A 24,316-nucleotide genomic window follows, 5' to 3' on the forward strand; every position below is an offset into this window, starting at 1 on the left:
CCTCAAAGTTCGCTGGGAGAACTCCCCCCGGGAGCCGGAGGGTGTCCAACCCTGAAGTACGCTCCTAAACGTGTCCGGGGTCAGGTGCGGTCGTCAAGCGCCGCGCGACTCGCCAGATCGACCGGGAGTGTGCTGGAAGCCCGATGCGAAAGTTCCTCGTATTCCTGATTTTTCTGCTGATCCTGCTGGTCGCAGCCGATCGTGGCGCGCACTACGCCGCTGAGAACGAGATCGCCAAGCGCATCGCCCAGCAGTACGGAATGGCGACCGAGCCCGAGGTCACCATCGAGGGCATCCCGTTCCTCAACCAGGCGATCAACGGTCAGTATTCCGAGATCCGGGTCGTCACCGGTGCACTCAGCATCGAGGACGTCCAGGTGGACCGGGTCGACGCCACACTGAGCGACGTCAACGCCCCCTTCGCCGATCTTCTCTCCAGCCCCACGGCGGTCGCCGGAACCGTTGACGGCACCGTGCTTCTCCCCTACAGCGAACTCCAGAAGCGGCTGCCCCCGGGCGTGGTCATCGAGACCGAGAACGGTACGCCGAGGATCTCCGGTGACATCGCCTACCAGGGCTTCAGCGTCGCACTCCAGAGCGAGTTCACGATCGAGGTCGAGGACGGCATTCTGACGGTCATCCCCGGTGAGATCCAGCTCGGCGAGCAGATCATCCCCAAGGGGTGGGTCCAGACCAGCCTCTCCCCGTCGATCAAGCTTCCCCGACTGCCCTTCGACCTCCAGGTCACCGACGTCGAGTTGCTGCCCAACGGGGTGCAGGCCACCGCTACGGGCACCGACGTCCCGATCGTCGGCGGTCAGCTCACCCAGTAGGTCCTTTCCATGGAAACCGTGCAGATCGCAGGGAGTGCGGCACTCGTCGTCGCACTCCTGCTCGCCACGGTCCTCGGCCTGGTGGCCCGACGCTCCAGCGGTCGGTTCCGGACCCCGGCGCTCAGAAAATCCGGAAGGCGGGGGAGTGCGGCGGCCATGAGCGACAAAGACTCCCTGACCCCTGCCGACCTCGGCCAGGCGCTAGGGGAGCGGGCCACCCTGGTGCAGTTCTCCACCGCGTTCTGCCAGCCCTGTCGTGCGGCCCGCAGAATTCTTCACGAAGTCAGCGGACTGGTTCCGGGGGTGGCCTACGTCGAGGTCGACGCGGAATCCCATCTCGACCTCGTGCGCCGCCTCGACATCCTGCGCACCCCTACTGTTCTGGTGCTCGACGCCCACGGCCGCGTCAGTACCCGTGCCAGTGGGACGCCTACCAAACCCGACGTCATCGCCGCGCTGGGCCGGGCCATCCCCGGATAGGCGCGGTCCGTGCGTGCGGACCTCCCCGGTGCGGCGCAGCGGGGAGAGGGCGGCCCATGGACGCGGTGCAGACGAGGAGAACCGGGACCGTGCCCCTCGCCCAGGAGATCACGGCCGCCGGCCGCGCTTGCCGGGCGCGGCGCCGAGGACCGATCGGACCTGCTCGACACGGGGAAGGGGCTTCCCGGCGCACCTGCCGGCACCCTGGATCTTTCGGCCATCGGACGAAGGGGCTCGTCCGCCCGTGCCGGGCGCGGGCAGCGCCACCTGCTATCCGACAGGAATGCCGACCAACCAGATCGGTTTTTCAGGCATTGTGAACCACCCCACCCGTGACATCGTGTTCGCGAACACGTACCATCGGGAGCGTGACTTTCCTGACAGGCGCGCTTTTGACGAAGCGGCGCGCGGTTGATTTCTGCCGCGTAGCCACCGCGCTCTGTCGCGCTGCCCGCTAAGCGGATCTTTCGCGCGCCCTTCGGCGCCCGGACCGCCGCGGACCTCCTCCCGCACCCTTTTCTTGCGGTGCCGCAGTGTCTGAAGATCTCTCTCGCATCGCTTACGCAGCTGGGAAGCCACAATGCAGGTCGATCCCAGAGGGCAGCGCTTCGCCGCTGGCATCACCACCCTCGTTCTCGCCTCCGTCCTCGTCACCGCCAACGCCTGGCTGCTCGCCGTCCAGACCCTGGTGTTCGCGGCCGCGGTTCTGCTGGGGCTGCGGTTCTCCCCCTACGGACTCCTCTATACGCGGTTGGTCAGGCCCAGGCTCGGTCCGCCGCGCGAGTTGGAGGACGCGGCTCCGCCGCGCTTCGCCCAGGGAGTGGGCCTCGCCTTCGGCCTGATCGGCCTTCTCGGCTACCTCTTCGTGGGCGATTGGCTGGGTATCGGCGCCACCGCTGTCGCGCTCTTCGCAGCCTTCCTCAACGCCGCCTTCGGTTTCTGCCTGGGCTGTGAGACCTACCTGCTCATCCGCCGACTCACCGACTTCACTCATCGGGCCGCCCACCCGGACCGGCCCGACGGTGATCACCACGCACCCGCGCAGCAACGACAGTAATGAATCAAGGAGGGTTCCCCGTGAGCCGCACTGATGTCCTCGTAGACGCCGAATGGGTCGAGTCGCATCTGGACGACGCCGATGTGGTCGTCGTCGAGGTCGACGAGGACGCGTCCGCCTACGACAAGGGCCACATCCGCAATTCCGTGAAGCTCGACTGGAAGAAGGACCTCCAGGACCCGGTTCGCCGCGACTTCATCGACAAGGCGGGTTTCGAGAAGCTGCTGTCGGACCGCGGGATCGGCAACGACCACACGGTCGTGCTCTACGGCGGCAACAACAACTGGTTCGCGGCCTACGCCTACTGGTATTTCAAGCTCTACGGCCACGAGAGCGTCCGTCTGCTCGACGGCGGCCGCAAGAAGTGGGAGCTGGACTCCCGCGAGCTGGTCGAGGACGTGCCCGCGCGCGCCGCGACCACCTACGTCGCCAAGGACCAGGACTCCTCGATCCGTGCCTTCCGCGACGAGGTCGTCGCCGCGATCGGCACCAAGGACCTGGTGGACGTGCGCTCGCCCGACGAGTTCACCGGCCGCCTGCTCGCCCCCGCGCACCTGCCGCAGGAGGTCTCCCAGGTGCCCGGACACATTCCCACCGCCCGCAACATCCCTTGGGCCAAGGTCGCCAACGAGGACGGCACCTTCAAGTCCGAGGACGAGCTGCGCGAGCTCTACACCGGCGCAGGCGTGGACCTGGACAAGGAGATCATCGCCTACTGCCGTATCGGTGAGCGCTCCTCCATCGCGTGGTTCGCGCTCAGTGAGCTGCTCAACGTTCCCAACGTCAAGAACTACGACGGTTCCTGGACCGAGTACGGTTCGCTGATCGGCGTTCCGGTGGAGCTCGGGGAGGCCAAGTGAGCGACAGCTGCGGAGCACCCATCGGCGGGGTCGCCCTCGCCGGAGTCGACGCCGGCAACCAGGCAGTCATCCAGGGCACGGTCACCCGGGACGGCCAACCGCTCAGTAGCGCCTACGCGCGCCTGCTGAACGACGACGGCGAATTCGCCGGCGAGGTCGTCACCGGAGACGAAGGCACCTTCCGTTTCTTCGCCGCCGACGGCGAGTGGAAGGTCCGGGTCCTGGCCTCCAAGGGCTTCACCGACGAGTTCACCGTTCAGGCCCAAACCGGAACGGTGATCGATCTCCAGGTCAGCGCCTAGCGATTCCACCGAGCGCCGGTGGCCGGGAGAGACTTCCCGCCGCCGGCGCTCGGCGTCTACCCGGGGCGGACGCTGTCCACTGTCGGCCGTCGGGCACCTCCGTCCACGACTGCACCGAGTAACCGCCGCTACCCCGAAGACGTGCGCAAAAGACCGAGCGAGCCCGCTCGGGCCCGGCTCCGTGACCGTCTTGGCACAGTCGCCGGACTGTGCCGAAAACCCCTACGGGTCTAGGCTTTGATCATGCGCGACGCAGATATCGTGCACGCGATCATCGTGGGCGGACCAGACGGGTTGGGCGAGGCGTACACAAGGTACGCCGATCGCCTCTACGACTACTCCCTGCGACTCCTCGGTGAGCCAGAGGCTGCCACCGACGCGCTGCACGACACCTTCCTCATCGCCCGAGAGCAGATCCCCCGACTGCGCGACCCCGCCATGCTCCGCCCCTGGCTCTACGCCATCACCCGTTCCCAGTGCCACCGTGCCCTGGGCGACCGTGACCGCTTCCCCCTGGTGGAGGAGGACTCCGAACCGGACACCGTTTCCGTTCGGTCCGTCGGCCGCCCGGAATCGCACGCTTCGGTACGCACCGCTCTGTCCGGGCTCGATCCGCGCGACCGCGAAGTGGTTCACCTGGCTCTTCGTCATCGGCTGGACGGGCCCCGACTGGCCGCGGTGCTCGGGATCGCCACACGACAGGCCGATGAGGTCGTGCGTGCTGCCAGCGCCCGGCTGGAGCGCGCACTGAGCCCGCCCGCGCTCGCCCGCATTCGCGACTGCCGTGGGCTGCGGGCGCTGTTGGCCGACCACGACGGTGCACCCACCCCGCCGTTGCGCAGACGCATCGTCCGCCACACGGCGGGCTGTGCGCGGTGCGAGCGCCGCAGTGCCGGGCTGGTCGCCCCTGAGGCCCTGGTGGATGCGGTGCCGATCGCCACCGCACCGCATTACCTGCGGGACCAGTTGATGGCCAACGCCTTCGACCCCGAACTCGACGGGCACCACGCCGAGTTCGCAGCCCAGGCCGGACCCCTGCGTGCCGACGGATTCCCCGCACCGGCCCGTTCCGAGCCCCGGCCGCGCGTCCCCGTGCGGCCCCTCGTGATGTCCCCCGTCCTCACCCTGGTGACCGGTGCGCTGGTCGTTGCCCTGGTGGGCTGGTTGGTCCTGCCGATCCTGGCCGACCGGATCGCACCCGGGAGCGAGGTCGAGGTCACCACGGTGGTCTCCCTGGAGCCGGCCAACCCGGAGCGCTCGCACTACCACCTCCCACAGCCGTCCTCTTCGACTCGTCAACTCGTTCCCGAGCCACGAGAGACCTCCGAACGGTCACCCGTCGGTACCCCGCCCCGACCGGTCGCGGGCACCCCCGACGAGGAGCCCCCGATCCCACCGGAGGAGTCGCCCGACGAGACGCCTTCGCAGAGCCCCGCGATGCGGGTCACCTCCGCCAGCGGTCAGGACATCACTCCGGAGGGCTGCGTGCAGACGTGGACACTTCAGGTGTCGGCCGGCGTCGACGGAGAGGCGACCCGTGTGGCACTGGAGGTCGATACCCCCTATGGCGGGCAACGGATACCGATGACCTCGACCGGGGGGGCCTGGTCGGCGCAAGCCGTCGGGCTGCCGATGGACGCCCCCGTCACATGGACGGTCGTGGCCAGCGGTCCCGGGACCGCGTCCTCGGCCAACGGTCCGCACACCACCAGCCGGGCCAGCTGTTCGCCGGACCCGACCCCGACCGGTTGAGCCCGGCGCGGCCCGGTTCATCGCCCCAACAGGAACTTCCGTTTGGCTCGTGCTTCCGGACCTGCCAAGACGCCCCGACACATCCGATACCGCCTACCCAAAAGACGGCATAACTCCCTTTTCCCATTCCCGCGTGACACCATTGCTACAGCCCGACAACATGCCCCTGTTTCTGGTCGTGATCGGCCCGGACCGCCCTCCACGCGGCCGGGTGGGAGGTACTCAGCGGTGCCCGAGGCCAAACCCGCGCGCAGGCGCAAGACCCATCTCGGCTGGCGACACGAGGTACTCGTCCGTGACCCCGGACCGCCGCCGCGCAGGCCGGTCCCCGCGGAGGGGGCCGGCCTCGAACCCGAGTGGGTGATCGCCCAGCGCCGCTCCGAGGCCGACATCAACCGGCCGCTCCTGTTCGCGCTCCTCGCACTGTTCGTGCTGGCGACCCTGTTCCCACTGCTTGTCATGGTCCGGGTACTCCCCCTGTTGCTGGCCCTCGTCGGATTCCTCGGCTGCCTGGTCGTGGCCCTGCCGATCATCGTTGCGCTCGTACAGGGCCGCCAGGCCGTCGGCGAGCGCCTCAACGAGGAGAAGGACCGCCTTGCCGAAGAACGGCGCGAACGCGAGTTGCGGTTGCGCCTCCAACAGGAAGAACATGCCGACCGCCACGCCGAATGGCAGCAGCGCAAACAGGCATACGAAGCCCAGCCCCGCTGGTACTCGCTTGAGGTCCCGCAGGGAAAACGCAGGGTGACCGTCGTGGGCGGCACCGATACCGGTTGGTCGGCGCTGCTCACCACGATCGGGGCGTCCAGGCTCCGCGACGGCGGCGACCTCACCGTCGTCGACCTTTCCGGCCAAGCACTGGCCGGACAACTCGTGGCACTCACCCAGCGCTGCGGCCTCATCCCGCGGGTGTGGGTGCTGCCCGCCGACCTGCCTCGAATGAACCTCGGCAACAACCTGGAAGCGAGCCACCGCGCCGACATCCTCGCCTCCACCGTTCTCGCCACCGACCCCCGTGCCGATATCGAGGCCGACCACGCAATCCTGGTGACGATCTTCGGGGTCCTCGGCGCAGACGCCTCCGTGGCCCGCGTCACCGCCGCTCTCGGCCTGCTCGGACTACCGGGCCAGGCCGACGCGCACGACGATCCCGCTCTGGTCCTGTTGAGTTGCGGCGAGCGCGCGCAGTTGCGCGAGGCGTTCTCCGGGGACACCGCTGCTGTGTCGGAACGCTGCCCGCACCTGCAACGAGCGCTCATCCCGTTCGAGGGACTGGGCACCCGTGCTGAACAGGAGCCCTACGCCCAGGTCAAGATCATCGCTACCGACCGCTCGGCCGGGGACTTCGCGGGTCGGGCCTACGGCAGTTACACCCTCGACTCCCTCAGTGAGCTGTTGGACCTGCGGGCCCGCACCACCGGGCCGGTGCAACCCTGGGCGCACACCATCGTGCTGTGCGGGGCCGACGCCCTACCGGGCTGGTCCGTCCAGCGCCTGGCCGACGCCGCAGCGAAAGTCTCCGCCGGTCTGGTGCTGATGTATCGCAGAGCGGGGGAGGACGCCGTGGAGTCACTGGTCGCCGATGACGGTCTTCCGGTCGTGATGCGTCCCCCGGACGCCGAGTCCGCCACCGCGCTCGCCGGGTTCCTGGGCGCCGGCCACCGTGCCGAACTGCACCGTCTCACCGAGATCATCGGTGCCGCCCTGGAGGACCAGGAGGCCGACGCCTACGTCACCGACGCCGCCGAGAGCGTCACGGCAGCCGTCCCGGTCCGCTACACCGCCAAGTCCATCGCGCCCTTGGACCTGGTCCGGCACATGCGCTCGGCCACCGACTGGGGCAGGACCACCGCGCAGGCCGCCGACCACGACGACACGGCCGGTTCCGACGGTACGGACCGTCTCACCGACCAGCGCCTGGACGCCTACGGCCTGAGGCGTCTGCCCTCCACCGCCATGGTGGTTCCCGGCGCGAACGGCCCGCTCCTCGCCGACGCCAACCCCGGAATCCTCACACTGGCCACCGCCACTCTGATGACCACCGGTGAGGCCGGGCCCGAACGGGTGGCGGGCCCGCCGCAGACCCCGCCCCCCGCCAACGTCGGTCCACCCCCCGAGCGTCTCGACTGGCGCCGCGCCACCGATGTCTGACCAGGTGTATGCGCTTTCCAAGGCACCTCGCCCCCCCAAAAGACGGGGGACGGGAGAGGGCGAAGCGGAAGGCCGGCGAGGAAAGAACGCGTCGGTCGACCGCGTGTTAACCCCTTGCTCCGGACGTGTGAAGAACACAGTCCCCATCACGCGGCGGATCACCGGGGGCTCGACAGGGCAATAGGCTGGGGCGACCGCCTCGTGCGAAGGCGAATCGTATTTTTCATCGAATGTTGTGGGGATCATGAGCGAACTTCCCTTGCGTGCCCAACTGGCCGCTGCGCTGGGCAAGGGCGCGGCCTCGTTGTCCCGGGCCACCGGCCGCGGCGACGGTTCGGTCATCGGGGGGCGCGTCGCGCTCAAGGTCGAACCGGATCTGCTCGCCAAACTCGCCCGCGGACGCCGGATCGCCCTGGTCAGTGCGACCAACGGCAAGACGACAACCACCCGGCTGATCACGTCGGCGCTACGTGAGCTCGGTGGTATCGCCACCAACGAGCACGGCGCGAACATGCCCACCGGGCACATCACCGCCCTTGCCAAAAGCCCCGACGCCCGCATCGGTGTCCTGGAGACCGACGAGAAGTACCTGCCCCAGGTGCTGCGCGAGACCAAGCCTGCCGTCGTGGTCCTGATGAACCTCAGCCGCGACCAGATGGACCGCGCCTCGGAAATCAACCTGCTGGCCAAGAAATGGCGCGATGCGCTCGCCAAGAGCGAGACCCACGTCATCGCCAATGCCGACGACCCCCTCGTGGCCTGGGCCGGGCTCGGTGCCCGTTACGCCACCTGGGTTTCCGCCGGACAGCGTTGGAAGGAGGACTCCTGGTGCTGCCCCGAATGCGGCGGTCACCTCAAGCGTGACCCCGACCCGCACTGGGAGTGCCCCGAGTGCGGTCTGCGCCGGCCCGACACCACCTGGTCGGTCGACAACGACAACGACACCGTCACCGACCCCAACGCCCAGGAGCTCAAGCTCCAGCTGAACCTGCCCGGGGACGCCAACCGCGCCAACGCCGTCATCGCGCTGGCCACCGCCGCCGCCTACGGCATCCACCCCAAGCAGGCGCTGCCGCGGCTGCGCGAGATCGAGTCGGTGGCCGGCCGCTACACCTCTGTTGTCACCAACGGTGTCGAGGTGCGGCTGTTGCTGTCCAAGAACCCGGCCGGCTGGCTGGAGTCCTTCGCGGTCCTGGACCCGCCCCGGGTCCCGGTGATCCTCTCGGTCAACGCACAGATCCCCGACGGCAAGGACACCTCCTGGCTGTGGGACGTGGACTACACGGTCCTCAAGGGACGGCGCGTCTTCGTCATGGGTGAACGCCGTACCGACCTCGCGCTGCGCCTGGAGACCGACGGGGTGCCCTTCGAGATCGCCGACCGCGTGGACCAGATCATTGCCACGCTCAAGTCGGAGCAGCCCGACATCACCAAGGTCGACGTCATCGCCAACTACACGGCCTTCCAGCAGATCCGCACGGCTTACGGCCGCGTCCAGTAGGGGAGAGCGCACCCAATGACCGACACCAGCAGCACGCTGCGCATCGTCTGGATCTACCCGGACCTGCTGAGCACCTACGGCGACCAGGGCAACGTGCTGATCCTGCGCCGCCGAGCCGAACTCCGCGGCATCCGCACCGAGACCCTGCACGTGCACTCAAGCGACCCGGTCCCGGTGGAGGGCGACGTCTACCTGGTGGGCGGAGGCGAGGACCGTCCGCAGATCCTCGCGGCCGAGCGGTTGCGTGCGGACGGCGGCCTCAAGCGCGCGGCCGACCGCGGTGCCGCCGTGTTCGCGGTCTGCGCCGGTTACCAGATCATCGGCGAGAGCTACGGTGACGACGCCGACAACCCGCTGCCCGGCGTGGGGATCCTCGACGTGCGCAGCAGCCGCGGCGCAACACGTGCGGTCGGCGAGATCGTCGCCGACGTCGTTCCGGAGCTGGGCGTCGGTCGCATCACCGGCTTCGAGAACCACCAGGGACGCACGGCCATCGGCCCCTCCGCCCGGCCGCTGTCCACCACGGTCAAGGGCATCGGCAACGACGACGCCACCGAGGGCGCCTACCAGGGGCAGGTGCTGGGCACCTACCTGCACGGTCCCGCGTTGCCGCGCAACCCGGCCCTGGCCGACCTCCTGCTGCGCTGGCGGGTCGGCGAGATCGCGCCTCTCCAGCCGTCATGGGGCGAAAAGCTGCACGAGGAGCGACTGGCTGCCGCGCTCTGATCTGTCGCGCCGCGGACCGCGGCCCGCCCCTCCGGTCACGAGCGGGCGGGCCGCGGCCGTGTGTGCGCCGTCCGCCCGGTGGGCGGGCACCGTTGGCTTCTCGCCGGGGCCGTCCACCGGTCGGTGCGGGGGAAGGGGCGCACGCCTTCCGGCGCGGGGGGTGCCGCTTGCGCCCTCTGGCCCTTGCGGCCCCGGCCCCTCTTGGCCGGCGTCGGCCCCATCGTCTGCGAACGTCCGGTGACGTCGGATGGGCTCAGAGGAGGTCGTAGACGATCAGGCCCATGGCCACGGCGACCGCCGTCAGTGAACCACCGAACCAGAACCGCTGCCAGAACCAGCCGCTCTTCAGGTGCTCCGCCTCGGAACGGGTGGACACCATGAACGGCCCGTTCTCCGGCTTGCCCATCACCAGGGTGCTGTCCTGGGCACGCACCCGGCCGATCGCGAAGACCGCGACGTCGGGTTTGAGCGCCCGCTCCCGGTAGGTGAAACCTGTCGTGCCCTGGCGATGACCGTACCGGCGGTCGCGCCGCCCGGCCTGTTCGTAGCGCTCATGGGTCTGCGAGGCGCCGTCCACACTGCCTTTCACAGGTTCGAACAGCACCCGGCCCGTGGCGTCCTTGATCGTCAACACCTGGTGGGACTCGTTGGTCTCCACCGTCTCGGTGGCGTTGACGAGCCTGGCGTTGCCTTTGGAGTCGGTCTCGGTCTTGCGGTAGTGCCGGACGACCGTGGTCTCGTACCAGACGCAGGGAATCTCGGAGTAGGGGCCTGACAGCGGCCCCGCCGGGCCGGCCCCGGTACGCCCCGACACCTCGGCCACGACCTCTCCGGCACGGAAGGTCGCCTCCGCGAGCTGGGCAGCGGTCAGGGTCGGAGTGTCGATGAACACGAGCCGCTTCTTGCGAACGAGGAAACCGAACAGGAAAAACAACGCGGCCACAGCCGCGAGGATCAGGGCCGCGATGATCGAACCGCTCATGGTGTCCTCTGGGGAAGGTGGGGTGTCCGAATGAGATGCGCGTGGCCCCGGGACGGTTCCCACGGCGTTCTCTGCGCAACACCGCCGGCCGGACGACGTCCACGGTCGCAGGCGCGTCCGGACAGGGGACGACGTAGGCGGTGGAACGTGCGGGGACGGAGGCGCACCGCAGCCGTGGCCGATAGCGGGTAGGGGCGACCGGCGGACGGGCCGAGCCCGCCCGCAACGACAGGAGCGCGGGTTCCGCGACTAGCGCCGTTTGGCCGGAAGGGCCATCCGCATGGCCTCGCCCACGTCCTCCACTCCGATGGTCTCGATGCCTTCCACCGGAGCCTCGGTGTTCTTGGGGACGACGGCCTTGGTGAAGCCGAGCCGCTGTGCCTCCTGCAGCCGCCGCTGGATGCCGCTCACCGCCCGGACGTCGCCGGCGAGGCCGACCTCACCGATCGCGACGAATCCGCGGGGCAGGGCGAGGTCGGTGTGCGACCCGGCCAGTGCCAGGGCCAGGGCGAGGTCCACCGACGGTTCGACCAGGCGCACCCCGCCAACGGTCGACGCGTAGACATCGGACGCTCCCACCCGCAGGTTGGCACGCTTCTCCAGCACCGCCATCACCATCGCCACGCGTGCGGAGTCCAGCCCCGAGGTGGCGCGACGCGGTTGGGGAAGAGCGGTCGGCGCCACCAGTGCCTGCACCTCGGCGATCAGCGGACGACGGCCCTCCAGGGTCACCGTCACGCAGGTGCCGGGAACGGGTTCGTTGCGCCTGGTCAGAAACAGCCCGCTGGGGTCGGGAAGCCCGATGATGCCGGAGTCGGTCAGTTCGAAACAGCCGATCTCGTCGGTGGGACCGTAGCGGTTCTTCACCGCACGCAGCAGGCGCAGCCGGGAATGGCGGTCGCCCTCGAATTGCAGCACCACGTCCACCAGGTGCTCCAGCATGCGCGGTCCGGCGATCGACCCGTCCTTGGTGACGTGGCCGACCAGGACCGTGGCGATACCCCGGGACTTCGCCAGGCGGATCAGTGAGCCCGCGACCTCGCGGACCTGGGTGACGCCCCCGGGGACTCCGGTGGCGTCCGGGGAACTCATGGTCTGCACCGAGTCGACGATCAGCAGCCGGGGTGCGACCTCGTCCACGTGGCCGACAACGGTGTCGATGGAGGTCTCCGCCGCCAGGTAGAGCTTGGGAGCCAGGGCGCCCAGCCGCTCCGCGCGGAGCCGGACCTGGCCGGCCGACTCCTCGCCCGTGATGTAGAGCACGGGGCCGATGTCGGCGTAGAGCGCGGCGACCTCCAGCAGCAGCGTGGACTTGCCCACCCCGGGTTCACCGGCCATGAGCAGCACCCCGCCCGGGACCACGCCGCCTCCCAGTACGCGGTCGAGCTCGTCCAGACCGGTGGGCGCGGCCTGGGCCGCCTCGACGTCGATCTCGGCGATGGGGCGTGCGGGCATGCTGACCTTTGCCGCGACGATGCCGCCGGAGACAGGCGCGCCGGCCTCCTCGACGGTGCCCCACGCACTGCACTCACCGCACCGCCCGACCCATTTCAGGGTCGTCCAACCGCACTCGCCGCACCGGAACGTACTTTTCGCAGACCTGGCCATAGGAGCACGCTAGCCCCTGGCAGCGACACTCCTGCACCCGTCGGGAAAACCGGGGGACTCATGACCAGCGGGGGTGTTCATTTCGTTATCAAATGGTGGAAACCGGGACACGGTTGGGCGCATCCGAAACATCGGATGACCTGACGCGCGGCCGTCCCAGGCGACACGGGAGTCGCTGTTGCCGGCAGCGCACGTTGAGAGGAAACAGCCCTTGTCCGCCACCACCCTCGCCCGTTCCGCGGTCGGCCTCGCCGCCGCCGGTGCACTCGTCACCCTGTCCGGTTGCGGGCTGCTCTTTCCGCAGGACTCCGCCACCGACCCCGCAGCCGATCCGGTGATCGAGGAGTCCCCCGCCGCAGAGGAGAGCGCGGCCGACGAAACCGCATCGGACCTGCGCAACGGCCCTATCCCCGACGAGCGCCCCGAGTTCGACACCGGCGAACTGCCCCCCAAGCCCGAGGGATCCGACCCCCGCGCGGCCATCGAGTGGGAGCTCATCTCCTCCGCCAGCAAGTTCGCCGGCTCCTACGACCCCGACTCCACCTCCGACTGCGCCGCCACGGACGGCAGCAAGGACGAGACGATCACCTGCACCACCGTCGTCTACGGGCTCACCAGCGAGTGGAGCGTGGACATCACCGGTGGCGACTTCGTCTTCAGCTACAAGTACACCGCCGACAAGGTCCCGCTGGCACGCGACTTCATGGAGGACGGGCTGCGCCACACCGCCGATGTCGAGAACGTCGCCTGCGACATGGAGGAATACCAGCTCGGCTCGGTCGGTTCCAGCGGTATCGCGTGCGTGGCCGAGGACGAGTACGAGGGCACCCGCACCTACGATGCGGAGACCTCCGCCTACGGCAGCATCAGCTTCTACGGCCGTTACTAGCCGGCTCGGCTAGTAGCCGCGCCACCACAGGTTCACCGCGTAGTCGACCTCCAGGCCGGTGTGTCCGGCGATGAACTCCTCGGCCCATTCCGGGGAGAACTCGATGCGGACCACCGCCTCCAGGTCGGCACGGCGCTCGAAGCGCCACCCCATGTCCAGGCTGCGCCGTTGGAACCCCCGTGCCGACCAGAAGCGTTCGACCGCACCGGGGTCGTAACCCGCCAGCGCGCGGCGGAACCAACCGCCGAACGTGCTGCGCGTGGCGTCGTTGTCGATGACGAAGGCCGTTCCGCCCCGACGCAGTACCCGGCCCAGCTCGACGAGACCGGGCTCGCAGCCGGGGCCGAAGAAGTAGGACCACCGCGCGTGCACCACGTCCACCGAGGAATCGGGAAGGGGCAGGGATTGGGCCACCCCGTGCGCCACGGTCACGTTGGCCAGCCCGCGCACCCGCGAACTGGCTGCCGCGGCGAGTTCGCGGTGCGGCTCGACGCCGGTCACCCGTGCCGCGGTCGCGGCGAACCGGGGCAGGTGATAACCGGTTCCGCAGCCCACGTCCAGTACGTGTGCCCCGCTCCAGTCGCGGACCTCGCGCATCGCGGCCTCGATCCGGCCGTGCGGGTCGACAGCCGCGTTCTCCAGTTCGTACAGCCTCGGGCTGTTCCAGATGTTCGGGCTGGGGATCGCCCCGGCGAGCGCCTTTCTCATCCTCGGGAGTCTAGTGAGACACCCCGGCGCGACCCCGACCGGCTTTGCCGTGCGAATCAACCCCGCACCACAGCGCGTAGGCTGTTTCGCGTGAGCGCTATCCAGGTTCCAGAAGCGCCGGTCGTCCTCTCGACGGCGTCGGTGTACCCGGAGAAGACCCCTGCGGCCTTCGAGATCGCGGCCAAGCTCGGCTACGACGGTGTCGAAGTCATGGTCACCACCGACCCCGCCAGCCAGGACATCGACATGCTCCGGCGGCTCTCCGACTACCATCAGATCCCGATTCTGGCGGTCCACTCGCCCTGTCTCATCTTCACCCAGCGGGTGTGGGGACGCGATCCGTGGCACAAGCTCGTCAAGTCCAAGGAGATGGCCGAGGCCCTCGGCGCCGAGACCATCGTGGTCCACCCGGCGTTCAAGTGGCAGCGCGAATACGCCAAGGAGTTCGAGCAGGGCGTCGCACGCATGCAGGACGAGACCGACGTGAAGTTCGCGGTCGAGAACATGTACCAGGTGCACATGCGCGGCAAGAAGGTCGTGCCCTACGCCCCCAGTTGGAACCCCCTGGACCGGGACTACCCCGACGTCACCCTCGACCTCTCGCACACCGCCATGTCGCGTTCCGACGCCATGGACATGGCCCGCAAACTCGGCGACCGGCTCTCCCACGTGCACATGGCCGACGGCATCGGCGGCCAGAACATCGACGAGCACCTGATCCCCGGTCGCGGCCGGCAGCCCTGCGCCGAGCTTCTGGAGCACCTCGCCGAGATCGACTACAAGGGCCAGATCGTCCTGGAGGTCAGCACCCGCAAGTCCGACCGCGAGACGCGCCTCACCGAGCTCGCAGAAGCACTGGCCTTCACCCGGCTGCACTTCGCCCAGCCGTCGCGCCAGCAGGTCGCCGGTGCGGCTCACCGGAGCGGTTCCGACATCGCCCACCGAGTGTTCTCGGTGGACTCGGACGGAACCGTCGACGGCACTGCCTGACCACTTCGGTGCGTCTGCCGAACCCCCTGCTCCGGCACGGGGACGTGACCGTGCCGTCGTTTCGTGGCGCCGCCTCCCGCTACCGTTGGGGGCGTACGAAAGGTGGGGACCACATGATCGCGATCATCGGTGCGGGCAAGATGGGCGAGGCGCTGCTCGCCGGGATGCTGAACACCGGGCACGACCCGGCCGACGTGCTCGTCACCGAGCCTCGCGCGGACCACGCCGCGGAGCTCCGTGCGCGCTACGCCGTGCGCGTCGTCCCTGCGGCCGAGGCCGCCCGGCAAGCGAGCACGCTGATCATCGCGCTCAAGCCCCAGGACATGGTCGCCCTGCTCGACGATCTCGCTCCCGCACTACGCCCCGACTGCCTCGTCGTGTCGGTCGCGGCGGGCATCACCACCGAGGTGCTGGAGAAACATCTCAACCCCGATACCGCCGTCGTTCGGGCGATGCCCAACACCCCTGCCCTCGTGGGCTTGGGGATGACGGCCGTCGCCGGGGGCCGGCACGCCCGCGACGAGCACCTGGAGCGCGCGGAGTCGCTGCTCAGCTCGGTCGGGGAGGTGGTGCGGGTGCCGGAGAAGTACATGGACACCGTCACCGCCCTGTCAGGAAGCGGACCCGCCTACTTCTACTTCATCGCCGAGACGATGATCGAGGCCGGCGTCCTCATGGGCATGCCCCGAGCCACGGCGGAAAAGCTGGTGACCCAGACCATTACCGGTGCCGCGGCAATGCTGCGCGACTCCGGCGAACATCCCGTGGTGCTGCGCGAGGCGGTCAGCTCCCCGGGCGGAACCACCGCCGCCGCGGTACGCGAACTGGAGCGTCACGGGGTCCGTACCGCTTTCACCGACGCGATCGAGGCGGCCCGCGACCGCAGCCGCCAACTTTCCGAAGGGTGATCGGGGCCCATAACCCCAGTTCACCTCTGGTTCGTCCGCTTTGGCTAGGGTGTGTGCCAGGACACGGCATCAGTTGACGGAGGGCGAATGGGCTGCGCACTGCGCATCGCGTGGGACGACGGACTGACCGCATACAATTTCGGCTCCGACCACCCCCTCGCCCCGATCCGGGTCGAGCTGACCATGGCGCTGGCGCGCGGACTCGGCGTCTTCGATTCTCCGGGAATCTCCTTCGCCCCGGTCGAGCCGGCCGACGACGCCCTGCTGGAACTGGTCCACGACCCCGGCTACATCGCGGCGGTCAAACAGGCCGGTACCACCCTGCACCCCGATGACGCCTACGGTCTGGGCACCACGGACAACCCTGTCTTCCCGCACATGCACGACGCCGCCGCTCTCATCTCGGGGGCGTCCGTCGCCGCGGCGCGCGCGGTGTGGAACGGCGAGGCCGAGCACGGCGCCAACATCGCCGGTGGCCTCCACCACTCCATGCGCAAGAACGCGTGGGGATTCTGCGTCTACAACGACGCCGCCCTGGCGATCGCCTGGCTGCTCGAACAGGGGGCCAAGCGGGTCGCCTACGTGGACGTCGACGTCCACCACGGCGACGGTGTGCAGTCCATGTTCTACGACGACCCCCGCGTGCTGACGATCAGCCTGCACGAGTCCCCGCTGACGCTCTTTCCCGGAACCGGGCGCCCCGGTGAGATCGGTGGACCCCGAGCCGAGGGCTATTCCGCCAACGTCGCGCTGCCGGCCGGCACCAACGACGCGAGCTGGCTGCGTGCCTTTCACGCGGTCGTCCCGCCGCTGCTGCGCGAATTCCAGCCGGAAGTCCTGGTCACCCAACAGGGCTGCGACACCCATGTGCTGGACCCGCTCGCCAACCTTCTGCTCAGCGTCGACGGCCAACGTCGGACCTACTCCGCGCTGCACGAACTCGCCAAGGAGACGGCAGGGGGGCGCTGGGTCATCCTCGGCGGGGGCGGTTACGAACTCGTCCAGGTGGTTCCGCGGGCCTGGACCCATCTGCTCGCAGAAGCGTCCGGACACCCGCTCGACCCCGGTCTGGCCACCCCCGAGGAGTGGCAGCGCTTCGTCAAGGAGCGCACGGGGGAGACCGCGCCGTTGCGCATGACCGACTGCCGCAGCCCCGATTACACGCCCTTCGAAGACGGGTTCGATCCTGATGATCCGGTCGACCGGGCCATTCAGGCCACCAGACGGGCGGTTTTCCCCTGCCACGGGATCGATCCGATGCTCTGAGGCGGGCCGGTGGGGCCGACACCCCGGCCTCCGTGCGGGTGAACACGTCGTGAATCGGGTATGACGATGCCTCGATAGTCCGTGATTGTCGGGATCTCGGGCTCACTCATTTCGATAAGGGGGTTCACTGGTGACGCCGCCCTCCCGCGCGGAACTCGTCGATCATCTGGTGCGTACTGGGATCGCAGGTCAGGTCGACACTCCGCGGCAGAACAACCTCAAGCACTACCGGCGGCTCGTCCAGGGCGACCCCTACTACCAGTTCGGATTGACCTTCTCCCAGGAATGGTCGTTCGCCGAGGTTCTCGCGCTCATGTCCAAGCGCTGTGGGGTCGTCGACGACGAGACGTACCTGTGGGGGATCGACACCATCGATCCGGACCGCACGGTGGACGCGCTGGAGGCCCTGGCCGGCCGCATCGCCCAGGCGGCCGACCGACGGGAGCGCGTCATGTTCGCGACGGGCCATCCCAAGAACCTGCACGCCACGTACCGGGCGTGGAAGGACGCGCTCGCCGAGCGCGGGTGCGAGGTCGTGACCGGCGCAGCCGGTTACTCCTACGACGTCTCCGGCGAGCATCCGCCGTCCCGTCGGGTCCTGGTGTGGCGTGACGAGGTCGGCCTCGTCATGGACGGCAAGAACCCCCGCCACAGCCATCACCCCTTCGGGATGCGCGCCGCGCTGGCCGACCTCACCGAGCGCGGTGAGCCATGGCCGCAGTTGGTCATATCCGACCACGGCTTCGCCGGTGCCGCAGGGGAGGCGGGCATTGAGACCGTCGGATTTGCTGACTGTAACGATCCTGCCCTGTTCCTGGGTGAGTATGAAGGAAAGTTGCATACGACGGTCCCTCTGGACGATGGATACCTCACCGAGGACTACCGTCCGTTGTCGGACTACGTGTTGAGCCGGGCCGGATTGGCATGACCTCGGGGCCGGGAACCGAAACCGGTCCGGACACCGGCTGCATGCCTGGTCAGTGGCCATAGCCTGGAGTTTCGGATTCGCCTACCCATGGGCTAAACCTCAGGTGTCCCGCATTCCCCAGTCGGACGCACGGATAGGGAAAACGACCTTTCAATGACCCGGGCCCGGATTTACTCTGAAAACGGACGTGTCAGTAGTGACCGAACGACACACGAGCGCGGCGGTGGGCGTGGAGAGAAGGCCACGCGGCAACGTGCCGCGTGGGCAGGCAGTGGTGCAGCACGTCCGGGAAAGAGGGCGTCGTAAATGAGCGGGAGTAAGCCTCCACTGGACGAGGTCAGGTTCCTGACCGTCGCAGAGGTGGCCGGGATCATGCGGGTCTCCAAGATGACGGTTTATCGGATGGTCCACTCCGGTGTGCTCCCGGCGATCCGGGTGGGGCGTTCCTACCGGGTACCGGAGCGCGCCGTGCACGACTACCTTCGTGAGGCGTTCGTCGAAGCGGGGTAGCCCCTTGCTTCCCCCGTGCAGACGATGACTCGCCATCGCCCGCACGGGGGAAGCTTTTTGTCCGCCCTCCCGGCCGTCCCGCCGGCGCCTCCGGAGTGCGTGACCGGCCGAATCCGTGGGCGAACCGGTTATCGACGGGGCTCCGTCAGGGGCTTCCAGGCATCTACTACACTTCGTCGTTATTGAGGTAATCCCGCTCAAGCCCCTCTGACGAGGTCTTTCACGATGCCTTTCAGCCAGCTCCACTCCCCCGTGCGATCGGCCCTGCGGTGCGGTGCCGCCCTCGCGGCGCTCATCGTGCTCGCCGGCTGCGCCGGTGGGGTGACAGCAGGCGACACCGGAGCCGAGGACCGCTACGTCGCGGGCGACGGCTCCAGCACCGCCTTCGCGGTCGCCGACCGCCAAGAAGCGCCCGAGGTCGCAGGCGAGACCCTGGACGGCGAGGAATTGGCCCTCTCCGACCATCTGGGCAGTGTCGTCGTCGTCAACTTCTGGGCCAGCTGGTGCGCGCCCTGCCGTGCCGAGACACCCGTCCTGGAAGAGGTGTACGCCGAGTACCGCGATGCCGGCGTGGAGTTCCTCGGGATCAACATCAAGGACAACCTCACCGCTGCGCAGGCGTTCGAGCGCAACCAGGAGGTGACCTACCCCAGCCTCTACGACCAGCCGGGTGAGGTCTCCCAGGCGTTCCGCGACACCGTCCCTCCTCAGGCGATCCCCAGCACCCTGGTGATCGACCGTGAGGGCCGCATCGCCGCCCGGATCATCGGCGCCACCAACTACGACGGGCTCACCGAGATCGTCGAACCCATCGCCGCAGAGGGCGGCAAAGACGCGGAAACCCCGTGATCGCCGAGACGATCTTCAGCGGCTCCCTTCTGCTCGCCGTTCCGTTGGCGATGGCAGCCGGACTGGTGTCCTTCCTCTCCCCGTGCGTTCTGCCGCTGGTCCCGGGCTACCTGTCCTACGTCACGGGCATGACCGGTGCCGATATCGCCGCACATCGGCGTGCTGCCACCACCGCACCCCCTGAAGGCGGGGCAACCGCGACCGCCGTCACCGTGGACGACGTACTGGCCACCCGACGATGGACCATGCTTGCCGGAAGCCTGCTGTTCGTTGCGGGGTTCACCGCCGTGTTCGTCGCCGTCGGCGTGTTCTTCGGCGGTGTCGGCGGGCTGCTTCTGGACCACGCCGATGTCATCACCCGGGTACTGGGCGGGCTGACCATCGTGCTGGGCCTGGCTTTCATGGGAGTGCTTCCCGGACTGAACCGGGAGTTCCGCTTCCACCGTCTTCCCAGCGCCGGCCTCGCCGGCGCCCCTCTGCTGGGCATCCTCTTCGGACTGGGCTGGACCCCCTGCATCGGCCCGACACTGGCCGCCGTGCAGTCCCTGGCATTCGTCGAGGGCAGCGTCGGCCGCGGTGCGCTGCTGTCCCTCGTCTACTGCCTCGGACTCGGGCTGCCGTTCGTTCTCGCAGCCCTGCTCTACCGAAAAGCTCTGGGGGCCTTCGACTGGGTCAAGCGCCACTACCGGGCCATCACCGCCGTCGGCGGCGCGATGCTCGTCCTGGTGGGCTTGCTCCTGGTCAGCGGGCTCTGGACCGACCTCACGGCCATCATGCAGGGCTGGGCCGCAACCTTCACGACGGTGATCTAGCAGTGACCTCACTCAAACCCACCGCGCCGGCCTCCTCGGACGGCCCCGGCTCCTCAGCGCCCCGACTCTCGCCTCTTGGCTGGGTGCGCTGGGCCTGGCGCATCCTCACCTCGATGCGCACCGCACTCATCCTGCTGTTCCTACTGGCGTTGGGCGCGATTCCCGGCTCCTTGCTCCCTCAACGGGGGGTCAGCATCGAGCAGGTCCAGAACTACTTCTTCGAGAATCCCGACCTGGCGCCCTGGCTCGACCGCTTCTTCCTCTTCGACGTCTACTCCTCGCCCTGGTACGCGGCGATCTACCTGCTGCTGTTCGTCTCGCTCACCGGGTGCGTCCTGCCGCGCGCACTCGCCCACTACCGCCTGATGCGGGCCCGTCCGCCCAAAACGCCACGCCGTTTGGACCGGATGCCCTACTCCGCGACCTTCTCCACCGACGCGACGCCCGACGAGGTGCTCACCCAGGCGCGTCCACTGCTCAAGGGCTACCGGATCGAGGCCGACACGGACTCGTTGTCGGCGGAGGCCGGCTACCTGCGCGAGACCGGGAACGTGCTCTTCCACCTGGCACTGCTGGCGCTCTTGGTCGCCCTGGCCATCGGATCGTTCTTCGGCTACCGCGGAAACATGCTGCTCGTCGAGGGCGACAGCTTCGCCAACACGCTCCCCTCCTACGACGCCTTCCACCCCGGCCACGCGGTCGACCCGGATGCAATCGAGCCGTTCTGGCTGCGTCTGGACGACTTCGAGGCCGCGTTCGTGCAGGACGGAAGCTTCTCCGGACAGGCCGACTCCTTCAGTGCCGATGTCACCTACCGCGAGGCTCCCGGCGAGGTCGAGCAGACGCATGTCCTAAAGGTCAACCACCCACTCCAGGTCGACGGTGCACAGGTGTACCTGCTCGGACACGGCTACGCCCCCTCGTTCAAGGTCACCGACTCCCGGGGCGACGTGGTCCTCGACCAGCCGGTGCCCTTCCTGTTCCGCGACACCTTCACCTTCACCTCCGACGGCGTGGTGAAGGTTCCCGACAGTGCGCCCGAGCAGCTCGGTTTCACCGGGGTCTTCCTGCCGTCGGCGGCGACCGCGGAGAGTGGCGATCTCGTCTCCGACTTCCCCGAGGCGCGCAATCCGCGGGTCGTCCTCAAGGGCTTCGTCGGCGACCTCGGCCTGGACAGCGGTGACTCCCAGTCGGTCTACCAGCTCTACGCCGAGCGGATGACACAGGTGGGGGAGTCCCCGGCGATGGCCCCGGGCGACACCTGGGAGCTCCCTGACGGGGCGGGGACCATCGAGTTCACCGGCGTCAGCGACTACATCAGCCTCCAGGTCGCCAGCAACCCGTCGCGGGTGCCGGCGCTCGTCAGCGCGATCGCCGCCGTCGTGGGGCTGCTGGGCACGCTGTTCGTCCAGCCTCGCCGGGTGTGGGTCCGGGCCCGCCCCGGAGCCGACGGGCGTACGGTTGTCGAGGTCGCCGGACTCGTCAAGACCGAGGGCGCGGCTTCCCTGGCCCGGTTCCACGAACTCGCCAGCGGCCTCAACCAGCGGCTCAGATGACCCGGTCCGGACCGCGCCCCGATGGCGTGCTCCGGACACCGGCCGCCCGCACCGCAGCGCGGGGTCGGGACAAGGCGCGGGCCCGGCCCGCTCATACGGACACAGGTACCGAGAAGGAGCAGTGGTGGTGCACGCCCTCGCCGCGAATGTCGCGGCAGATTCCAATCTTGCGGGGATCAGCGAGGACCTCGTCCTCGCCCTGATCATCGCCTACGCGATCGCCCTCTTCCTGTTCGTCTTCGAGGCCGCCTACGGGCGTCGCGAGTCGCTGGCGGGGACCCGGCTGGTGGCCGTGGGCGCCACCGAGGGCCGGGTCGACGACCTCACGGTCAACCTGCGCTCGAAAGAGCCCGAGGTCAAGGCGTCACGGCACATCTTCGGGCGCGTGGGTCTCGGCGTCACCGTGGTCGGGTTCGCCATCAACCTCGTGCAGATCGTCACCCGGGGGCTGGCGGTGGACCGCTGGCCGTGGGGCAACATGTTCGAGTTCGTCGTCGCGATCTGCTTCTGCGGTGTGGGCGCGTTTCTGTTCACCTCTTTCCGCTACAAGGCCCGTTACCTCGGGACCTTTGTCCTGATCCCCGTTCTGCTGCTGCTGGGGATCGCGGTGCGCTGGCTCGACGGGGAGGCCGGACCGGTCGTTCCCGCCCTGGACTCCTACTGGATCGCCATCCACGTCTCAGCGTTGATCCTGGCGACCGGCGCCTTCATGGTCTCCGGTTCGGCCACCATCACCTACTTGGTCGCCCAGCGGACCGAGGCCAAGCGTGCGCTCGGTGAGACGGTCAGCAGCATCGCCGCCAAACTTCCCAGTGCCGAACTGCTGGACCGTGTCGCGCACCGGATGATCATCCTGGCCTTCCCGCTGTGGACGTTCGGTGTCATCGCCGGCGCGATCTGGGCGGACGAGGCGTGGGGCCGATTCTGGGGTTGGGACCCCAAGGAGGTCTGGTCCTTCATCACCTGGGTCGTCTATGCCGCCTACCTGCACGCGCGGGCCACGGCGGGCTGGCAGGGCAAGAAGGCCGCCTGGATCAGCCTGATCGGTTTCGCGTGCCTGCTGTTCAACTTCTTTGGCGTCAACTACATGTTCAGCGGTCTGCACTCCTACGCGTGATCCACCCGCGGGGGCGGAGCCGGCCGGCCCCGTCTCGTTGTGGCCCGGGCGGCTGTGCGTGCCCCGGGAGGAACCCGTCCCGCGCATCGGAAACGACGAAGGCCCGCCCCGTTACGGGGCGGGCCTTCGTCTGTTCGGGTACTCAGTCCTCGGGGTCGATGCGCTTGTTGTCCAGCCGTCGCAGGAACTCGGGATCGTCATCCGGGCCGAGAGGACGCTGGCGTCCGGACGGTTTCTGGAAGTCCGAGGGATCCAGGTCATCGACGGAGGTCGCCGTCACGGAAGCGGAGTCAGCCGCTGTGACGGGGGCGCGTGGGCGCCCGAGGTAGAACCACAGCAGTGGACCGACCACCATGAAGATCAGGATGATGGCCAGCCAGAGGAGTTTAGGAAGGTTGCGGACTTCCTCTGCCGGGCTGGTGAGCGCGTCGAAGAACGCGTACACCCAGAGCACGATCGAGAGCAGCGTAATTAGGCCACCGAGCCACACCATGCTTCCACACTATCCGGGGAAACGCCCCGTATGCGCGGGGGGACACGATGGGAGGTCGGCATCGGCGGGGTTGTCACGTTTATCGGCGCAGGAACACCCGCTGAAGCCTCGCTAGCGCGAGCTCTCGGTGGTCTCCCCGTGTAGCAGTGCCCGGACCTCGGATTCACGGAACCGGCGGTGTCCGCCGGGCGTGCGGATGCTGCTGATCCGACCGGAGGCAGCCCATCGGGTCACCGTCTTGGGATCGACCCTGAAGAGGGAGGCTACCTCTCCGGGTGTCAGCAAGCGTTCGCTTCCTCTTTCCACCTTCACAATCCCCCTTCCGACCCGTCTTGGAATTCAGGACGGGCGTTTGATCCCCTAGTGTGCACGAGTTAGTCCGTTTCATCCCTAGTTTTCGTAAAAATTAGGAAGAAGGGATCGGCCCTCGGCGAGATGTGACCTGAACGTAATCTTTGATTTGGGTGTCACTTTTTGGGTGCCCCCTGTGTCGAGTCGGATGTGGATATCCGGGCCGAGACAGGCGACAGCGCACGGGAGGGGTGGTTCCCGCCTCCGGAAGCGACCCCCTTACCCTGTGATGTGGGGGGACGTGCGTGCTGTGGGCTCCGGTGCGGATGCCGACACCACGTTCTTGCGGTGGTCGCTGGTCCGGCCCCGCGCGTTGCCTTCCCCTAATCTATTCGCCGACTCGCCCGTTGTGAGGCAGTTTCATGCGCAACGTCATCACCTATACCGCGGCACGCCTGCTGTTGTTCGTGGTCACCCTCGGTGTGGTTTACGTTCTCGGGGCCCGGGACCTCTTGGCATTGGTGCTTGCTTTCCTGGTCAGCGGCCTGGTCAGCTTTGTTCTGCTCTCCAAGCAGCGCGACGCGATGTCGGCGTCGCTTTCTGCGCGATTGGCCAAGGGAGAGGGGGTCGCCGACCGTCTGGACGCCGGATCGGCCAAAGAGGACGAGGGAGACGCCGAGCATCGCCCCGTCGGCTAGTCCCGACCGTGCTCGACACGGCCACCCGACGGACGCGGCGCGACCAGAT

The 24,316-nt window shown here is 68.4% G+C and carries 26 protein-coding genes; 21 read left to right on the forward strand and 5 right to left on the reverse strand.

Annotation, left to right across the window (positions count from 1 at the left end; all coding sequences use genetic code 11):
* Window positions 1–143: 143 nt before the first annotated feature.
* The 10 genes from QSJ59_RS17495 (at window position 144) to QSJ59_RS17535 (ending at window position 9,662) form a co-directional block, all read left to right on the forward strand.
* Complete coding sequence (locus QSJ59_RS17495; protein WP_285760675.1) at window positions 144–833, forward strand: LmeA family phospholipid-binding protein; 690 nt, start codon at window positions 144–146, stop codon at window positions 831–833.
* 156 nt (window positions 834–989) lie between these two features.
* Window positions 990–1,313 carry a thioredoxin family protein gene (locus tag QSJ59_RS17500; protein ID WP_285760850.1) on the forward strand — a complete coding sequence of 108 codons (324 nt, stop codon included), beginning with the start codon at window positions 990–992 and terminating at the stop codon, window positions 1,311–1,313.
* Between the two features lie 368 nt (window positions 1,314–1,681).
* Window positions 1,682–1,771: a putative leader peptide gene (locus QSJ59_RS24395; RefSeq protein ID WP_432707497.1), complete on the forward strand. Its 90-nt coding sequence runs from the start codon at window positions 1,682–1,684 to the stop codon at window positions 1,769–1,771.
* Between the two features lie 122 nt (window positions 1,772–1,893).
* On the forward strand, window positions 1,894–2,370 hold the full coding sequence (locus QSJ59_RS17505) for a DUF4395 domain-containing protein (RefSeq protein ID WP_285760676.1): 477 nt from the start codon (window positions 1,894–1,896) through the stop codon (window positions 2,368–2,370).
* Between the two features lie 20 nt (window positions 2,371–2,390).
* The gene (locus tag QSJ59_RS17510) at window positions 2,391–3,230 is read left to right on the forward strand and encodes a sulfurtransferase (RefSeq protein ID WP_285760677.1); all 840 of its coding nucleotides are present in this window, start codon (window positions 2,391–2,393) and stop codon (window positions 3,228–3,230) included.
* Entirely contained in the window at window positions 3,227–3,532 is a 306-nt protein-coding gene (locus QSJ59_RS17515; RefSeq protein ID WP_285760678.1) for a DUF1416 domain-containing protein, read from the forward strand. Before QSJ59_RS17510 ends, QSJ59_RS17515 begins: the two co-directional genes overlap by 4 nt.
* A 243-nt stretch (window positions 3,533–3,775) precedes the next feature.
* Window positions 3,776–5,284, forward strand: coding sequence for an RNA polymerase sigma factor (locus QSJ59_RS17520; RefSeq protein ID WP_285760679.1), 1,509 nt, complete (start codon window positions 3,776–3,778; stop codon window positions 5,282–5,284).
* A gap of 228 nt (window positions 5,285–5,512) precedes the next feature.
* Window positions 5,513–7,435 carry a hypothetical protein gene (locus QSJ59_RS17525; protein ID WP_285760680.1) on the forward strand — a complete coding sequence of 641 codons (1,923 nt, stop codon included), beginning with the start codon at window positions 5,513–5,515 and terminating at the stop codon, window positions 7,433–7,435.
* 244 nt (window positions 7,436–7,679) lie between these two features.
* A complete protein-coding gene (locus tag QSJ59_RS17530) occupies window positions 7,680–8,936 on the forward strand; it encodes a MurT ligase domain-containing protein (RefSeq protein WP_285760681.1) in 1,257 nt (418 codons plus the stop codon).
* Window positions 8,937–8,951: 15 nt separating this feature from the next.
* Window positions 8,952–9,662, forward strand: a complete 711-nt coding sequence (locus QSJ59_RS17535; RefSeq protein WP_285760682.1) for a type 1 glutamine amidotransferase — start codon at window positions 8,952–8,954, stop codon at window positions 9,660–9,662.
* A 253-nt stretch (window positions 9,663–9,915) separates the two neighbouring features.
* On the opposite strand, the gene QSJ59_RS17540 is transcribed toward QSJ59_RS17535, so the two are convergent.
* Together QSJ59_RS17540 and radA are read right to left on the reverse strand one after the other, a co-directional pair.
* Complete coding sequence (locus tag QSJ59_RS17540; RefSeq protein WP_285760683.1) at window positions 9,916–10,644, reverse strand: GIDE domain-containing protein; 729 nt, start codon at window positions 10,642–10,644, stop codon at window positions 9,916–9,918.
* A 249-nt stretch (window positions 10,645–10,893) separates the two neighbouring features.
* A complete protein-coding gene (radA, locus tag QSJ59_RS17545) occupies window positions 10,894–12,252 on the reverse strand; it encodes a DNA repair protein RadA (RefSeq protein WP_285760684.1) in 1,359 nt (452 codons plus the stop codon).
* 211 nt (window positions 12,253–12,463) lie between these two features.
* On the opposite strand from radA, the gene QSJ59_RS17550 reads away from it, so the two are divergent.
* A complete protein-coding gene (locus QSJ59_RS17550) occupies window positions 12,464–13,141 on the forward strand; it encodes a hypothetical protein (RefSeq protein ID WP_285760685.1) in 678 nt (225 codons plus the stop codon).
* 9 nt (window positions 13,142–13,150) lie between these two features.
* On the opposite strand, the gene QSJ59_RS17555 is transcribed toward QSJ59_RS17550, so the two are convergent.
* A complete protein-coding gene (locus QSJ59_RS17555) occupies window positions 13,151–13,849 on the reverse strand; it encodes a class I SAM-dependent methyltransferase (protein WP_285760686.1) in 699 nt (232 codons plus the stop codon).
* Window positions 13,850–13,939: 90 nt separating this feature from the next.
* Here QSJ59_RS17555 and QSJ59_RS17560 point away from each other — a divergent pair, with 90 nt between their 5' ends.
* The 9 genes from QSJ59_RS17560 to ccsB all read left to right on the forward strand — a co-directional run bounded on the left by QSJ59_RS17560 (window position 13,940) and on the right by ccsB (window position 22,785).
* Window positions 13,940–14,839, forward strand: a complete 900-nt coding sequence (locus QSJ59_RS17560) for a sugar phosphate isomerase/epimerase family protein (protein ID WP_285760687.1) — start codon at window positions 13,940–13,942, stop codon at window positions 14,837–14,839.
* Between the two features lie 113 nt (window positions 14,840–14,952).
* Window positions 14,953–15,747 carry a pyrroline-5-carboxylate reductase gene (gene proC, locus QSJ59_RS17565; RefSeq protein WP_285760689.1) on the forward strand — a complete coding sequence of 265 codons (795 nt, stop codon included), beginning with the start codon at window positions 14,953–14,955 and terminating at the stop codon, window positions 15,745–15,747.
* Between the two features lie 87 nt (window positions 15,748–15,834).
* Window positions 15,835–17,013, forward strand: a complete 1,179-nt coding sequence (locus QSJ59_RS17570; protein ID WP_285760690.1) for an acetoin utilization protein AcuC — start codon at window positions 15,835–15,837, stop codon at window positions 17,011–17,013.
* A gap of 130 nt (window positions 17,014–17,143) precedes the next feature.
* Window positions 17,144–17,941, forward strand: a complete 798-nt coding sequence (locus QSJ59_RS17575; protein ID WP_285760691.1) for a phosphatase — start codon at window positions 17,144–17,146, stop codon at window positions 17,939–17,941.
* 306 nt (window positions 17,942–18,247) lie between these two features.
* Entirely contained in the window at window positions 18,248–18,451 is a 204-nt protein-coding gene (locus QSJ59_RS17580; RefSeq protein ID WP_285760692.1) for a helix-turn-helix domain-containing protein, read from the forward strand.
* A 225-nt stretch (window positions 18,452–18,676) separates the two neighbouring features.
* Window positions 18,677–19,300 (forward strand): TlpA family protein disulfide reductase, encoded by a 624-nt coding sequence (locus tag QSJ59_RS17585; protein ID WP_285760693.1) that lies wholly within the window; start codon window positions 18,677–18,679, stop codon window positions 19,298–19,300.
* On the forward strand, window positions 19,297–20,112 hold the full coding sequence (locus QSJ59_RS17590) for a cytochrome c biogenesis CcdA family protein (protein ID WP_285760694.1): 816 nt from the start codon (window positions 19,297–19,299) through the stop codon (window positions 20,110–20,112). The genes QSJ59_RS17585 and QSJ59_RS17590 overlap by 4 nt, the downstream gene beginning before the upstream one ends.
* A 2-nt stretch (window positions 20,113–20,114) precedes the next feature.
* A complete protein-coding gene (gene resB / locus QSJ59_RS17595) occupies window positions 20,115–21,668 on the forward strand; it encodes a cytochrome c biogenesis protein ResB (protein ID WP_285760695.1) in 1,554 nt (517 codons plus the stop codon).
* 124 nt (window positions 21,669–21,792) lie between these two features.
* On the forward strand, window positions 21,793–22,785 hold the full coding sequence (gene ccsB / locus QSJ59_RS17600; RefSeq protein WP_285760851.1) for a c-type cytochrome biogenesis protein CcsB: 993 nt from the start codon (window positions 21,793–21,795) through the stop codon (window positions 22,783–22,785).
* Between the two features lie 142 nt (window positions 22,786–22,927).
* On the opposite strand, the gene QSJ59_RS17605 is transcribed toward ccsB, so the two are convergent.
* Window positions 22,928–23,278 carry a PLD nuclease N-terminal domain-containing protein gene (locus tag QSJ59_RS17605; protein ID WP_285760696.1) on the reverse strand — a complete coding sequence of 117 codons (351 nt, stop codon included), beginning with the start codon at window positions 23,276–23,278 and terminating at the stop codon, window positions 22,928–22,930.
* A 111-nt stretch (window positions 23,279–23,389) separates the two neighbouring features.
* The gene (locus QSJ59_RS17610; protein WP_285760698.1) at window positions 23,390–23,590 is read right to left on the reverse strand and encodes a BldC family transcriptional regulator; all 201 of its coding nucleotides are present in this window, start codon (window positions 23,588–23,590) and stop codon (window positions 23,390–23,392) included.
* Between the two features lie 401 nt (window positions 23,591–23,991).
* Here QSJ59_RS17610 and QSJ59_RS17615 point away from each other — a divergent pair, with 401 nt between their 5' ends.
* Window positions 23,992–24,267 carry a DUF4229 domain-containing protein gene (locus tag QSJ59_RS17615; RefSeq protein WP_285760700.1) on the forward strand — a complete coding sequence of 92 codons (276 nt, stop codon included), beginning with the start codon at window positions 23,992–23,994 and terminating at the stop codon, window positions 24,265–24,267.
* Window positions 24,268–24,316 lie beyond the last annotated feature (49 nt).

The sequence above is a fragment of the Nocardiopsis ansamitocini genome, from assembly GCF_030268225.1.
In the GTDB taxonomy this organism is placed as follows: domain Bacteria; phylum Actinomycetota; class Actinomycetes; order Streptosporangiales; family Streptosporangiaceae; genus Nocardiopsis_D; species Nocardiopsis_D ansamitocini.

Excerpts from the sequence above, each read along its gene's own strand:
- QSJ59_RS17495 (WP_285760675.1), top strand. The coding sequence starts at position 144 with ATGCGAAAGTTCCTCGTATTCCTGATTTTTCTGCTGATCCTGCTGGTC.
- QSJ59_RS17500 (WP_285760850.1), top strand. The coding sequence starts at position 990 with ATGAGCGACAAAGACTCCCTGACCCCTGCCGACCTCGGCCAGGCGCTA.
- QSJ59_RS17505 (WP_285760676.1), top strand. The coding sequence starts at position 1,894 with ATGCAGGTCGATCCCAGAGGGCAGCGCTTCGCCGCTGGCATCACCACC.
- QSJ59_RS17520 (WP_285760679.1), top strand. The coding sequence starts at position 3,776 with ATGCGCGACGCAGATATCGTGCACGCGATCATCGTGGGCGGACCAGAC.
- QSJ59_RS17530 (WP_285760681.1), top strand. The coding sequence starts at position 7,680 with ATGAGCGAACTTCCCTTGCGTGCCCAACTGGCCGCTGCGCTGGGCAAG.
- QSJ59_RS17535 (WP_285760682.1), top strand. The coding sequence starts at position 8,952 with ATGACCGACACCAGCAGCACGCTGCGCATCGTCTGGATCTACCCGGAC.
- QSJ59_RS17540 (WP_285760683.1), bottom strand. The coding sequence starts at position 10,644 with ATGAGCGGTTCGATCATCGCGGCCCTGATCCTCGCGGCTGTGGCCGCG.
- radA (WP_285760684.1), bottom strand. The coding sequence starts at position 12,252 with ATGGCCAGGTCTGCGAAAAGTACGTTCCGGTGCGGCGAGTGCGGTTGG.
- QSJ59_RS17555 (WP_285760686.1), bottom strand. The coding sequence starts at position 13,849 with ATGAGAAAGGCGCTCGCCGGGGCGATCCCCAGCCCGAACATCTGGAAC.
- proC (WP_285760689.1), top strand. The coding sequence starts at position 14,953 with ATGATCGCGATCATCGGTGCGGGCAAGATGGGCGAGGCGCTGCTCGCC.
- QSJ59_RS17570 (WP_285760690.1), top strand. The coding sequence starts at position 15,835 with ATGGGCTGCGCACTGCGCATCGCGTGGGACGACGGACTGACCGCATAC.
- QSJ59_RS17580 (WP_285760692.1), top strand. The coding sequence starts at position 18,248 with ATGAGCGGGAGTAAGCCTCCACTGGACGAGGTCAGGTTCCTGACCGTC.
- QSJ59_RS17585 (WP_285760693.1), top strand. The coding sequence starts at position 18,677 with ATGCCTTTCAGCCAGCTCCACTCCCCCGTGCGATCGGCCCTGCGGTGC.
- QSJ59_RS17605 (WP_285760696.1), bottom strand. The coding sequence starts at position 23,278 with ATGGTGTGGCTCGGTGGCCTAATTACGCTGCTCTCGATCGTGCTCTGG.
- QSJ59_RS17615 (WP_285760700.1), top strand. The coding sequence starts at position 23,992 with ATGCGCAACGTCATCACCTATACCGCGGCACGCCTGCTGTTGTTCGTG.